12 protein-coding genes are annotated in these 13,490 nt (G+C 60.0%); 10 read left to right on the forward strand and 2 right to left on the reverse strand.

Translation table 11 applies throughout. The annotated features are described in order from the left end of the window. Positions 1–127 precede the first annotated feature (127 nt). Entirely contained in the window at positions 128–697 is a 570-nt protein-coding gene (locus tag V7651_RS17895) for a hypothetical protein (protein WP_335613919.1), read from the forward strand. Here V7651_RS17895 and V7651_RS17900 read toward each other — a convergent pair. Continuing rightward, positions 690–2,129, reverse strand: coding sequence for an argonaute/piwi family protein (locus tag V7651_RS17900; RefSeq protein WP_335613920.1), 1,440 nt, complete (start codon positions 2,127–2,129; stop codon positions 690–692). The two genes, V7651_RS17895 and V7651_RS17900, sit on opposite strands and share 8 nt — an antisense overlap. After that, on the reverse strand, positions 2,126–3,970 hold the full coding sequence (locus tag V7651_RS17905) for an SIR2 family protein (protein WP_335613921.1): 1,845 nt from the start codon (positions 3,968–3,970) through the stop codon (positions 2,126–2,128). Before V7651_RS17905 ends, V7651_RS17900 begins: the two co-directional genes overlap by 4 nt. 248 nt (positions 3,971–4,218) lie before the next feature. Here V7651_RS17905 and traG point away from each other — a divergent pair, with 248 nt between their 5' ends. Genes traG through trbF form a run of 9 tightly spaced genes read left to right on the forward strand, consistent with a single transcriptional unit; the run spans position 4,219 to position 13,489 of the window. Continuing rightward, complete coding sequence (traG, locus tag V7651_RS17910) at positions 4,219–6,282, forward strand: IncP-type conjugal transfer protein TraG (protein ID WP_335613922.1); 2,064 nt, start codon at positions 4,219–4,221, stop codon at positions 6,280–6,282. Beyond that, complete coding sequence (locus tag V7651_RS17915; protein WP_335613923.1) at positions 6,279–6,740, forward strand: CopG family transcriptional regulator; 462 nt, start codon at positions 6,279–6,281, stop codon at positions 6,738–6,740. The genes traG and V7651_RS17915 overlap by 4 nt, the downstream gene beginning before the upstream one ends. Beyond that, the gene (trbB, locus tag V7651_RS17920; protein ID WP_335613924.1) at positions 6,733–7,758 is read left to right on the forward strand and encodes a P-type conjugative transfer ATPase TrbB; all 1,026 of its coding nucleotides are present in this window, start codon (positions 6,733–6,735) and stop codon (positions 7,756–7,758) included. The genes V7651_RS17915 and trbB overlap by 8 nt, the downstream gene beginning before the upstream one ends. Then, a complete protein-coding gene (locus tag V7651_RS17925; RefSeq protein WP_045655697.1) occupies positions 7,755–8,066 on the forward strand; it encodes a TrbC/VirB2 family type IV secretion system protein in 312 nt (103 codons plus the stop codon). Before trbB ends, V7651_RS17925 begins: the two co-directional genes overlap by 4 nt. Beyond that, positions 8,066–8,338, forward strand: a complete 273-nt coding sequence (locus V7651_RS17930) for a VirB3 family type IV secretion system protein (protein ID WP_335613925.1) — start codon at positions 8,066–8,068, stop codon at positions 8,336–8,338. Before V7651_RS17925 ends, V7651_RS17930 begins: the two co-directional genes overlap by 1 nt. Then, complete coding sequence (trbE, locus tag V7651_RS17935) at positions 8,332–10,761, forward strand: conjugal transfer protein TrbE (protein ID WP_335613926.1); 2,430 nt, start codon at positions 8,332–8,334, stop codon at positions 10,759–10,761. The genes V7651_RS17930 and trbE overlap by 7 nt, the downstream gene beginning before the upstream one ends. Continuing rightward, positions 10,746–11,471: a P-type conjugative transfer protein TrbJ gene (gene trbJ, locus V7651_RS17940; protein ID WP_335613927.1), complete on the forward strand. Its 726-nt coding sequence runs from the start codon at positions 10,746–10,748 to the stop codon at positions 11,469–11,471. The genes trbE and trbJ overlap by 16 nt, the downstream gene beginning before the upstream one ends. A 4-nt stretch (positions 11,472–11,475) precedes the next feature. After that, a complete protein-coding gene (trbL, locus tag V7651_RS17945; protein ID WP_335613928.1) occupies positions 11,476–12,801 on the forward strand; it encodes a P-type conjugative transfer protein TrbL in 1,326 nt (441 codons plus the stop codon). Between the two features lies 1 nt (position 12,802). After that, positions 12,803–13,489: a conjugal transfer protein TrbF gene (trbF, locus tag V7651_RS17950; protein ID WP_045698735.1), complete on the forward strand. Its 687-nt coding sequence runs from the start codon at positions 12,803–12,805 to the stop codon at positions 13,487–13,489. Position 13,490: the final 1 nt, after the last annotated feature.

Consider the following 13,490-nt stretch of genomic DNA (forward strand, 5'->3'; position numbering starts at 1 on the left):
TGGTTTACTATTCCGGCCATCGCACCTTTCACTCGTCCGGAAATTCATGCCGGCGTGCGTTGAGGAAAGGAAAAACAGTTAGCTGGCCAGACCCAATAGCCGACTCGCTGCCCCATACGGGAGGATAATGATGAACATCGCCGTTCTCGCATGGGGTTCCCTAATTTGGGATCCTCGTACACTTGCCTGCAATGGAGCATTCGAAACTGGCGGACCAGTGCTGCCCATCGAATTCTCAAGGGTATCGAGAAATGGAAGGCTTACACTTGTAATTGATCCCGTTCACGGGACTCTCTGCTCCACGCAGTTTGCCCAAAGTACACACAGTAAACTAGCTCAAGCTGTAGAGAACTTACGTTCTCGTGAAGGCACCACTCTCAATGGAATTGGCTGGGTCAAGACGAGCGGTCAGGAAATATCTTCGTCTGCCTTCGAACGACATCCAGGTGCAGCTCAAGAAATCATGTCCTGGGCAACCAAGCATAAATGGGACGCGGTAATTTGGACCGCATTAGGAAGCAATTTCGAACGCAGAACAGGCCTCTCCAGTTTTTCAACTGAGAATGCAATTACGTATTTAGGTTCGCTGCCAGCCGAAACAAAACGCCTCGCGATCGAGTACATTCTTAGTGCACCCAGCGAGATTGATACTCCCTTTCGCCGAAAGTTCACGTCTATTTTTCGAACCACTACATGAAGAGCCGAACGGGATACGGTCGCGCCTCTAGCTTCGGCATGCGTTTCACAACTTGAGCGAGCACGTTTGCATACTCAAGCGTAACCGGCATCTGGGTATAAGGCCCATCATTATTCCAATTCATCTTGGTAAGCGCCAACGTCTCTCGGCAAAGGTCATAAAAGTCTCCGCGTCCGGCGTACCGCGTGATCAGGAGCGGGCGAGGGATGCCCTTTCCCTCCTTGTAGTAGCCGCTCCCCTTGCCAATTGTGGGTATGATCCCTTGGGTCCAGAGCAGCGCTTCATTCTCGCCTAAAGCTAGAGCCTGCCCCCGATGTGAAGGATAACCGTCAGCTTTGCCAGATTCGCTAAATAGAACCCCCTGCCAGCCATGACGCGTTTGAACCTGAAGCAACTCAACATCTTTAACATTGCTAAACGCCGCCATGCACCCGTTGACTTCATCACGGCGAAACTCGGTATTTTTATGAACCACTACACGAGCAGGAACAGCACCAGCATGACGGTGCTGATAAATCTGAAGACTACGTGACATGACACGAAGCATTTGATCCTCGCGAAGATAAGGATTGCTTCGGTCGATCCGGATATCATCAGCCTCGTAGGCGATGAACTCGAGCCCCGCTCCATCCGAATCGAATACCTGCGCGCAGCAGATCGCGAAACGTTCACTCGGGGCGACGTTCGGTCGAAGAGCGTAATCGATACCGATGTAAGCCGTGTCTGGGACAGCGTCAGCCAGAGCCCAAGGCACACCACCTGCCTTAGTGTAGGTGGCAATGGCGAGCCGCCACATAACACTGCAGCGGCAGAAATAGTCGAGCGCCCGTTGAGACTGCCCACCACGAACAATTTGGAGCGATATGCCGGCAGAGGCCGAATAGGCCTTTAGGTAGTCATGTAGATCAAAGTCATCGGTGTCATTACCCTCAAACGCTGCCGACCATTTCTCATCAAGGCCTAAAAACACGACGTCGAAGGCGTGCCGCTGCGACCGAAGAGAAGATATAGCGCCAGTTAGGACGTCCGCCAGGACACGGTGAGGTACGTTCGAAGCCACTATTTCTTGGTCCAAACCGTCAGGTAACATGATTGTGGTTTTTTCATCAGCTGGAGCCACAGACGTTCCGAACACCCGCGTGAATCCTGGGTACGTGATAAGGAATTGCCTTCGCTCCTTTGGGTCATGCTTGGTCTGCAACTCACGGCCGAGTTGGCGCAGGCGAGCCAGCATACTCGCCTGACCGATGAAAGCGATGCGTATGGGGCTCGGAACGCTTGCGAGCCGAAGTTTTCCAAACGGACCATAGTCCAGAAGTCCGCGGAGCGGATGAACATCTGTTGCGGCCGGTTCGGGGTTTCCAAACTTCAACTCAGGTTCACCAAGTCGGCGATGTTGAGGTAGATGGTAGGGTTGAAATTCTGTTGTCATGCAGCAAGCCCGCTGAATGCAGTTACAGGCAGAATTTCAAATAGCGCGCCGATTCCCGTACCGCCATTAATGCCCAGCTGAATCGGAGCCTTACCTGGACCAAACAAGACTTCTACCCACCCGTCGAGAATCTCATTCGATACATTGTTGTAGCGTTTTACCCGTCTCTCCCGCACGAAATCCTTCGCAGCCTGCAAATCGTCTGGCGCCGTGTTTTCGTCATCGTCGAAGATAATACTCGGATCAAGCATGATCCAGAGCCGATCAAGTCGGTAATCGAGCCGCACGTCGCATGCTTCAGCCCAGCTTATACCGCCGCCTAATTCACCGTTGAGCCGCCCAGTTGCTTTGACAAGCTTCTGGCTGTTGAACTTGAAAAACCCTTTATCTGTTCGAAACATTGAGCGCGATCCCCGTTTCACGAGATCAAGACCACAAAAACTTGAAAGAGCTCGGAACAGCGCGTCGCGCAGCAGGCTGCGTTCCCCCGATTCGAACAGCAATCGGTCCGCTAGGATACCATGCATATCAAAGCTCTTAATATTGTGATCCCCAAGCACCCGCTTGATCTCCACATCATCACCATATGCAAGGACACCTTTGCCGATTCGCGATGCCAGAAGATCTGATCCTGCTTCGGATATGGCGGCTTGAATCTCCTTTGCGCCGCCGATGTCGCAATCTACTAGGCGAGCAGTTTTTGGGTATTCTAAAACAGGAATTGCATTGGTGCGCACAAACGGTGTTCGCCAGGTTCGGGCACTGAGATCGATCGGACGTGGTCTGATTTTTCGTTTGTCGTCTAGCTTAATTGACAACTGCTCGGTCTGAGGAAGGTATCGAACGATATCGGAGAGTAATTCATCAAATCCGCCATATCTGACGAAGCTCGCATCGATGCCGGCGGCCTTCGCATCCAGTATCAAGGATTGCACACTAGCGTAAGGTGTGTCCTGCTCGCGTACGAACCAAAATAAGCCGTTAGGAAAACCTACCCCCTCGTTGACGGCTTCTCGCAGCACGTCCATCACGGACGCATCCCGCCCGCTATATCCTGTCACGACAAGACCTTGATTGCGGCACGCGTCGAGGAGGATGCGACGCATGTTTTGATCCTGAGCCAATAATTCCCCACTCGTGTTCTTAAGCGCCTCCGAATGAAAATCACCGTGGAGCTTGGCATAAATCGGCCACTGTTGGTCCGCAAAAGCACGAGAGATTTTTGTCGGTTCTCCTAGATCGCCGATAGTTAAAACAGTTGTTGTTTCGAACACCGTGTGGATTGCATCTTCAACGAGCCGATCAAAATTCGTCGTCCAAATTATCCGCACCATGTCTTTCTTGACGAGATGAGCCAGCGCATGGTGTCCATAACTCGGTTTTGCGTCGCGCATCGCGTTCGCGATATATCTCTGTCGGTCCTGTGCCTCTGGATAAGTCTGCTCGAAGTAGACTGCATATTCCTCTTCGCTGCCACTCGCCGGATTGCTGGTTTCCTTGTCAAAATAGTTCTGAAGAATTTGGCGAGTACGTTCATCACCTAGATCAGAGACAGAGGAGGCAGCAACGCTCTTCGCCGAGCGATAAAGCCGAGCCTTGAAGTCCCAGATCATGTCGTTCGCCGTCCTAATCCCAGAAGCACGAGACGCTCCCGCTCCTAGTAGCCACATGATCCCGGAGGCACGCTGCTCAAATTTCCGAAGAAAAGTTGCGAGATCCAGCAACTCATCTGGGCGCATCTCAGACAATTCATCTGCGGACATTTCGGTACCTTCGACATCAACGGCATGCCACTTCGGTACAAACCCTCGTATGCGGCCATAAACGATAAGTTGAAGCATGATACATTGATTCCGGATCGTCATCCAGCGATAGCCCGTGGCGCCGGAGTTGCGGCTTATTCTAAATGCATCTTAAGCATTCCGGGCGACCCGACTCTCATCTCTCCTCAACAAGATTTTCTGACCTCCGAATTCTTCCCGGAACTTCACGCTCGCCGCCTTACTGTTCCCAAACCTTCAGAATACCCCCCTATTTCCCCCAATTCCCTCTCTGGAGACTGAGGCCCTGATTGGTCAGGTTCTGTGTCATGAAACATGGCACAAACCTCTTCTGGCAGATCCTCCTCGTCTTGGCTGTTGTCCTCACGGCGCTCTGGTGCGCAACGGAATGGACGGCATGGTCGCTTGACTGGTCGCCCCGGCTCGGTGAGCCGCTCTTCGTCATCCTGGACATGCCAGTCTATGTGCCGTGGGCCTTTTTCGGCTGGTGGTATTCCTTCGATGCCTATGCGCCGGATGTGTTTGACCGCGGCGGACTTATCGCCGGTTCGGGCGGGGTTGCTGCGATTGTGATTGCGGTGACTGGGTCGATCCTCCGCGCACGCTGGGACAAGCGGGTCTCAACGTTTGGTTCGGCACGCTGGGCTGAGAGCAAGGATCTGCGCAAGTCGGGTTTGCTGAAGCCTACAGGCGTATTCCTCGGCCAAGCTGAGGGTTCTTATCTCCGCCATGACGGCCCCGACCATGTTATGGCGTTTGCCCCGACGCGGTCCGGCAAGGGCGTCGGGCTTGTCGTGCCCACCCTACTCTCCTGGCCGCATTCTGTTCTTGTACACGACATCAAGGGCGAGAACTGGCAGCTGACAGCCGGCTGGCGGTCGGAATTCTCCCACTGTTTGCGGTTCGATCCGACCGATGTGGCCTCGGCTCACTTCAATCCCCTGATGGAAGTGCGTAAGGGCCCCTGCGAAGTGCGGGATGTCCAGAACATTGCCGACATCCTGGTCGACCCTCAGGGCAAACTCGGTGATCTCGGGCACTGGGTCGACAAGGCGAACTCGCTCCTCGTCGGGATCATCCTGCATGTCCTCTATGCCGAGCGGGAAAAAACGCTGGCACGGGTGGCGAGCTTCCTCGCCGATCCCGACCGGACGTTTCGTACGACCCTGTCGATCATGCTGCGGACAAACCATCTCGGCACGGGAGATGCACCAAAGGTTCATCCCGTTGTCGCCGAAACAGCCCGTGAACTGATGAACCAGTCGGAGAATGAACTCTCCGGTGTGCTTTCGACGGCGCTTCGGTTCCTGTCGCTATACCGCGACCCTGTGATCGCGGAAGTGACCTCGCGGAGCGATTTCCGGATCGAGGACCTTGTGTCCGGCGACCGGCCGCTGTCGCTCTACCTGGTCGTGCCGCCCTCGGACCTGTCGCGCACGAAGCCGCTGATGCGCCTTATCCTGAACCAGGTGGGCCGGCGCCTGACCGAACATCTCGAAGTGCGCCCGTCGGTCTTGGCGCGTGGCAAGTCGCTTATCGCGAATATGCTCGGGGCATGCGGGCTCGTCTCGCCTGAGCTTGCTCTAGCCGAACCAAAATCCCGCCGGCGGGTCCTGTTCATGCTGGACGAGTTCCCTGCCCTCGGCCGGCTCGACTTCTTTGAAAGCGCTTTGGCCTATATGGCAGGCTATGGTCTCAAAGCCTTCCTGATCGCGCAATCGCTCAACCAGATCGAAAAGGCCTATGGCCCCTCGAATGCGATCCTAGACAATTGTCACGTCCGGGTGGCGTTCGCGACCAATGATGAGCGGACGGCCAAGCGGATTTCCGATGCGCTCGGCACCAAGACCGAACAGCGAGCGATGAAAAATTATGCCGGCCACCGGCTTGCGCCGTGGCTGTCCCACAAGATGGTGTCGCGCCAGGAAACTGCCCGCCAATTGTTGACCCCCGGTGAAGTGATGCAGCTGCCGTCCGATCAGGAACTTGTCCTTGTCGCAGGGTCGCCGCCGGTGCGGGCCCTAAAGCTTCGCTACTATGAAGACCAGAACTTCACCGAGCGCCTCAAAGATGCGCCTGCCTTCGCGGCCAGCATTCCGGACGTGCGGGTCGATGATTGGGGGTCCGAAGTCCGCGCCATCCATGAAGACCTGATGCAGGCAGCCGAGCTCGATCCTGAAGTCGAGGGCCTTGGGCCTCAGAAGGCACGCGATGCGGCCGAGGATCGCGCACGGGTCTCAGCACCCACGAAGCCTGGCAGGTCTCGGGCACAGGCGCGCAATCCCCTGCAGGCCAGCCTCTTCGATGCGCTGGTACAGGCCGACAGTCTCGAACAGGCGACCGGCATTGACCTGACGGGGAGTGGCGAATGAAGCCCCGCATCCAACCCTATATCTCACCAGAGAACTATCACTCGCTCAAGGCCATGGCCAAACGCCCGGGTCTTTCTGAAAGCGTCATCGTTGACCGGGCGCTAACGGCCTACAGGGCAGGCGAAGCGGAGAACAAGCGTGAAGCCGCGATCAATCGCCGACTCGACCGTCTGACGCGCCAGTTCGGGCGGATCGAACGGGATAATTTGGTCATTGCCGAAACGCTCGCGACGTTCGTGCACTATTTCCTGACGGTGACACCGCCGGTGCCTGCCAACCAGGTTGAGGCAGCCCGCGCCAAGGGCGACATGCGGTTTGACCTCTTCGTCCGGCAGGTCGCCGAGGCCCTCCGCTCCGGGCAGCGCATTCTCCAGAACGCCGTCGAGGACGTGACGGCAGAAGCAGCTCCCCTTGAAACCCACCCTGAGCATTTGAATGGGGAGCGGGCCGATGCGTGAGGTTGAGAGTCTGACACGCACCCGCGCCATGCTGGTGACAGCGCTGGGAACCGAGATCGTGGCGGCACTGGAGGATCCGTCCGTCGTCGAGATCATGATCAATCCCGATGGCAAGCTCTGGATCGAACGGCACGGGTCTGGCCGGGCCGAGTCCGGGTTGATCATCACCGCTGGCGACGTGGAGCGCGTCATACGGCTGGTCGCAAGCCATATGGGCCGCCGCGTCGATGCGGCCTCTCCCATCGTGTCAGCAGAGCTGCCAATGGGCGGAGAGCGGTTCGAAGGCGTCCTGCCGCCGGTGGCGCCGGGGCCTTGTTTCTCGATCCGCAAGCCTGCCGGGCGGGTGATCGCTTTGGATGAATATGTCGCCTCCGGCGTAATGGCGCCGCATCATGCAGAAGCCCTGCGGCAGGCCGTTCTGCACCGCGAGAACATTCTCGTCGTCGGCGGCACGGGCTCCGGCAAGACGACACTCGCCAATGCGCTGCTCGCCGAGATAGCCCAGACAGGCGACCGGCTCGTCATCCTCGAAGACACGCGCGAATTGATCTCGACTGCGCGCGATGCCGTGCAGCTGCGGACGCAGCCGGGTTCGGTGACGCTCGCAGACCTTGTCCGCTCGACCCTGCGCCTCCGGCCCGACCGGATCATTATCGGCGAAGTGCGCGGCGCCGAAGCGCTCGACATGCTGAAGGCCTGGAATACCGGCCATCCGGGTGGCATCGCCACCCTGCATGCCAACTCGGCCCTTGGCGGCCTTTCCCGGCTAGAACAGCTGATCGGTGAGACCTCCGCCCAGGTGCCGCACGATCTCATCGCCGAGACGATTGACTGCGTCGTCTACATTTCCCGGCGCGCCGGGATCCACCGCGTCGAGACAGTCGCGCGCATGAACGGGCTCGGACGCGGCGGCTATGACCTCATGCCCGTCCAGCCCGACCTGCAGCTCGTCCTGCCGAGCCTGCCCTTTTCCGAACCGCTTCTCTCCACCGCTCCCGAAAGGATACATCCAAAATGAACAGAGATATAATCAAAGCCCTGAGCTTGACGGCGTTCGTCGCAGCGCTCGCCTTCCCAGCTCATGCGGCTGGCTCCGGCATGCCCTGGGAAGCCCCACTGCAATCCATTCTCGACTCCATCGAAGGGCCGGTCGCCAAGATCCTCGCAACGATCGTTATCATCCTGACCGGCCTCGGCCTTGCCTTCGGCGAGAGCGGCGGCGGAATGCGCAAACTGTTGCAGATCGTGTTCGGTCTCTCGATCGCCTTTGCCGCGACCTCGTTCTTCCTCTCCTTCTTCTCGTTCGGCGGCGGGGCAACGCTCTGATGGCTGACACGCGCCCCCTGCCGCCTGGCTTTAGCGTGCCTGTGCATCGCTCACTCACCGCGCCGATCCTGCTCGCAGGCGCGCCACGGCTTGCGACCATCGTCAACGGCACGCTGGCGGCCGCGCTTGGCATCGGCCTGCAGCTCTGGGGCGTGGGGCTCGTCTTCTGGATCGTGGCGCAGGGCATCTGCGTCTTCGCCGCCCGGCGCGATCCGCAATTTGCCGACGTTCTGATCCGGCATGTCCGGCACAGGGGCTATTACGCATGCTGAACCTTCGTGAATACCGCCAGCGTCCGACAAGCCTTGCAGATTATCTCAAATGGGCCTGCCTCATTGCGCCCGGCATTGTCCTCAACAAGGATGGCAGCCTGCAGCGCACGATCCGCTATCGCGGGCCCGACCTTGAAAGCGCGACCCCCGAAGAACGGGTCGCGGTCACGGCCCGCATGAACAATCTCCTCAGCCGGTTCGGCTCGGGCTGGGCCTTGCATATCGAAGCGGGTCGCAGGCCGTCGGTCACCTATCCGGAAAGTGTCTGGCGCGATCCGGTGGCCTGGCTCGTGGACGAGGAGCGCCGCGCAGCGTTTGAGGAAGCCGGGCGCCATTTCGAGACCGACTGCTACCTCACCCTCACCTGGATGCCGCCGGCGGACCGGACGGCAAGGATCGAACAGCTCTTCATCGAGGATCCGGCGGAAGCCCCGGCGGCGTTCTGGAGCGAGCATCTCGTACATTTCGAAACCGAAACATCCCGGGCGCGCGACATGATGGCGGACCTGATGCCGGAAGCGCGCTTTCTCGATGATGATGAGACGCTGACCTATCTCCATGCCTGCATCTCTACGGCGCGCCAGAACGTAAATGCCCCTTTGCTACCGATGTGCCTCGATGCGCTCCTGGTCGATACGCCACTGACCGGCGGGCTCAGCCCACGCCTTGGCGAAGAGACATTGAAAGTCCTCACCATCAACGGGTTCCCGGCAACCGGCGAGCCGGGACTGCTCTCCGAACTTGACCAGCTCGGTTTTGCCTATCGCTGGGTGACGCGGTTCCTGCCCCTCGACAAGCCCGAGGCGGAGAAGACGCTGAACGCCTATGTCCGCAACTGGTTTGCAAAGCGCCGGTCGCTGACTTCCTACTTGCGGGAAATCCTCACCAACGAACCGGCCACGTTGCTGAACACAGATGCGGACAACCAGGCAGCCGATGCGGACGAAGCCCTGCAGGCGCTTGGCGCAGGCCATGTCGCGTTCGGATACTGCACGACGGCGATCGTGGTCCGGCATGCGGATGCCGCGATCGCCGAAGACCAGATCCGCGCCGTTGAGCGCGTGATCCGGGGACGCGGCTTCACCTGCGTGACGGAGAGCGTCAACGCGGTGGAGGCCTGGCTCGGCACGCTGCCGGGCGAGGCCTACGCCAATGTCCGCCAACCGCTACTCAACACAATTAATCTCGCCCATATGGCGCCCCTCTCGGCGCTCTGGGCTGGTCCGGAGCGTAACACCCACCTCGATGGCCCCCCGCTGCTGATGGCCCGCTCTGCCAGTTCGACCCCGTTCCGGCTGGTCACGCATCAGGGTGATGTCGGGCATATGATGGTGGTGGGGCCGACGGGCGCTGGTAAGTCGGTGTTGCTATCTCTCCTGGCGTTGCAGTTCCGTCGTTATCAAGACGCGCAGGTTTTCATTTTCGACAAGGGCGGTTCGGCACGCTGCGCGACGCTCGCGCTCGGCAGAACCTGGTATGATCTGGGTCTCGATGGTGACCTCGCGTTCCAGCCTTTGCGGGATTTAGGCAGCGAATCTGGTATCGCCTCAGCGCAAGCCTGGGTGCTCGGCCTGATTGTTCAGGAGAACGTCACGGTTACCCCAGAGGTGAAACAGGCCATCTGGACCGCGCTGCAAAGTCTTGGCGCGGCACCGGTCTCTCAACGCACGCTGACGGGCCTTGTAGCACTGGTGCAGTCGTCAGAGCTCCGGCAGGCGCTTGAACCCTACACGCTGGCCGGTCCCTATGGCGCCCTGCTCGATGCCGATGAGGACAGTCTGGCTAGAGGAGATATGCTCTGCTTCGAAATGGACGCGCTGATGCAGGACAAGCGTCTGGCAGCGCCGGTTCTGGCGCATCTCTTCACGACGCTCGAAGCCCGGTTTGACGGCAGGCCGAGCCTGCTGATCCTCGACGAGGCCTGGCTCTTCCTCGATCATCCCATGTTTGCGGGGCGCCTTCGCGACTGGCTGAAGACACTCCGCAAGAAGAACGTGTCCGTCGTGTTCGCGACGCAGAGCCTGTCGGATGTCTCCACGAGTTCGATTGCGCCGAGCCTGATCGAAAGCGCGCCGACGCGCATCTTCCTCGCCAATGCGCGGGCCGAAGAGCCTTCGCAGCGGGCGACGTATGAAGCTTTCGGGCTGACAGCCCGACAGGTCGAACTGATCGCACGGGCCACGCCGAAGCGAGACTATTATGTTCAGACACCGGACGGAAACCGGCTGTTCGATCTCGACCTCGGGCCAGTGGCCCTCGCCTTTTGCGCGGCCGGTTCGAAAGCCGACCAGAAACTGATCTCGGAGATTTATGCCGCGGCCGGAGCGGAGGGTTTCGCGCCGGCCTGGCTGGACGCGTGCGGGCTCCATTGGGCCGCAGACCTGATCGAAACAAGAGGAGAGATGCCATGCGCCGCCGAATGATTGCCCTTATGCTCGGATCGGTCTCCACATTTGGGCTGGTCGCGCCCCCCGCCCATGCCCTGTTCGGCGTCGGCGATGTCGTGATCGATCCGACAAACCTCGTGCAGAACATCCTGACCGCCACGCATACGCTCGAGCAGATCAACAACCAGATCCAGCAACTCCAGCACGAGGCGCAGATGCTGGTGAACCAGGCCGAGGACCTGAAGCGCCTCGACTATGCTTCGATCGAGCATCTGAAACGCCTGCTCGAACGGATCGACACGCTGATGCGCGAAGCGGGCGAGGTGACCTATGAAGTCGAGGAGAGCGGGCGCCAGTACCGCGAAGCCTTCCCGGAAACGTACGAAGACCTCTCCAATGAGGAAATCGTCGTCGAAGCCGCAGACCAGTGGCGGATCAGCCGGGACGCGTTCCGGGCCTCGATCCAGGTCCAGTCGGGGATTGTGACCTCGATTGCGGAATCCCGTGAGACGCTGAGCGACCTCGCCCGCGAGAGCCAGGCGGCAACCGGCAACCTGTCAGTCGCCCAGGCGGGTAACCAGCTCGTCGCACTTTCCGTCGAACAACAGATGCAGATGCAGCAATTGATGGCGGCGCAATACCGGATGGTGGCGCTCGAAGAATCCCGCCGGGCGGCCATCGAGGAACAGGCCCGCATTCGTCACAAACGCTTCCGCGGCGACGGCGTCGCCTACAGGCGGGATTAGGGCCATGGAAGACCTGAGCGTCATCGACCAGTTTGTTGCGACCTTCTCGGCTTACATCGATAGCGGGTTCGGTCTCCTGCAGCCGGATGTCGCTTTCCTGACAAGCGCCCTCATCGCAATTGACATCACGCTCGCCGGACTTTTCTGGGCCATGGGCCCCGATACCGACATTGTCGGCAGGTTCCTGAAGAAGGTCCTCTATGTCGGCGCCTTCGCGCTGATCCTCGGCAATTTCGCGCTCCTGTCGGACGTCGTGTTCATGAGCTTTGCGCAGCTCGGCCTCAATGCCACCGGCGGCACGATCACCGCTGACGATATCATGAAACCCGGCTTCGTCGCGGCGACGGGTTTCGATGCGGCGCTGCCCCTGCTTGACGAAATCGAAAAGCTCACAGGCCCGATCGCCTTCTTCCAGAACATTGTCATCATCGCGGTTCTGTTCCTCGCCTGGATCATCACGCTGCTGGCGTTCTTCTTCCTGGCGATCCAGCTCTTCGTGACAATAATTGAGTTCAAGCTGACGACGCTGGCCGGGTTCGTGCTGATCCCGTTCGCGCTCTGGAACAAGACCTCGTTCCTCGCCGAAAAAGTGCTCGGTAACGTCATCGCGTCCGGCATCAAGCTCATGGTGCTGGCGATCATTGTCGGCATCGGCTCGACCATCTTCGGATCGATCACATCGACCTTCCAGCCGGATGAGGTGACGCTTGAACAGGCAGCTTCCGTCATCCTCGGATCGCTCTCCCTTCTCGCGCTCGGCCTGTTCGGGCCTGGGATCGCGACGGGCCTCGTCTCCGGCGCACCACAGCTTGGGGCTGGTGCCGCCATCGGCACAGCCGCCGGTGTCGCCGCCGGAACGGTCGCGGGCGGCACGCTCGCCAAGGCGGGGATTGGAGCGGCTGCGGGTGGCACGCGCAGCGCGGTCGGCGCGGCAGCGTCCATGGCAGGCGGCGCCCGTACGGCTTACCAGATGAATTCTGCCGCTTCCGGCAAGACCGGTGCCGCCGCCAAGATGGCGGGCATGAGCGGTGTCGCAGGCGCAGGCGTTCGCGCCGCCGCCTCGGGTGCCAAGGGCTTTGCACGGCGGGCCTTTGGAACTCCAAGTGAGCGTCATCAGGCCGGAGCACGCGCTGCCTTTGCGGCGACGGGCGGTACGGGCGCGCCAAATGCAGGTCCTGCCAATGGGCAGAACTCATCCCCGGACTGGGCCCGGCGTATCCGCCGCGACCAGTCAACCCGTGATGCCGGGATGATGGCGGCCTCTGCCGTGCGCGACGGCGACCGGCCCGGCGGCGGGACTTCGATACAACTCAGGAACGACGAGGACTGACATGAAGCTCTGGAGGCGAACTTCCACCCGCTATGGCGAGACACCGGAACCGGTCACCCCCTACCAGCGCGCCGCGCAGGCCTGGGACGACCGGATCGGGTCGGCGCGCGTGCAGGCGGCAAACTGGCGGCTGACCGCACTGGGCAGCCTTGCCCTATCGTTCCTGCTCGCAGGCGGCCTTGTCTGGCGCTCCACCCAGTCCTTCGTCACGCCCTATGTGGTCGAGCTGACCGGCGAAGGCGCCGTGCGCGCCGTCGGCCCGGCCGACGGACGCTATGAACCGACCGATGCGCAGATCGCGTTCCACCTCGCAGAATTTGTGAAGAATACGCGGTCCATCTCCATCGATCCGGTGGTCGTCCGGCAGAACTGGCTGAAGGCCTATGCCTATGCGACCGACCGGGCCGCTGCGACGCTGAACGACTATGCCCGTGAGAATGATCCATTTGCGGATCTCGGACGGCGCTCTGTGTCTGTCGACGTGGCGAGCGTCGTGCGGGCGTCGGACGACAGTTTCACCGTCCGCTGGCGCGAGACCGCCTACCGGAACGGCACCGAGACCGGCCAGTCGAACCATACCGGCGTGTTCTCGATCATCATCGACCCGCCGCGCACCGAAGAAGCCCTCCGGGCCAATCCCCTCGGCCTCTACGTCCACGGCCTCAACTGGTCGAAAGACCATCAATAGG

The organism is Hyphomonas oceanitis, from assembly GCF_036964545.1.
Classification (GTDB): domain Bacteria; phylum Pseudomonadota; class Alphaproteobacteria; order Caulobacterales; family Hyphomonadaceae; genus Hyphomonas; species Hyphomonas oceanitis.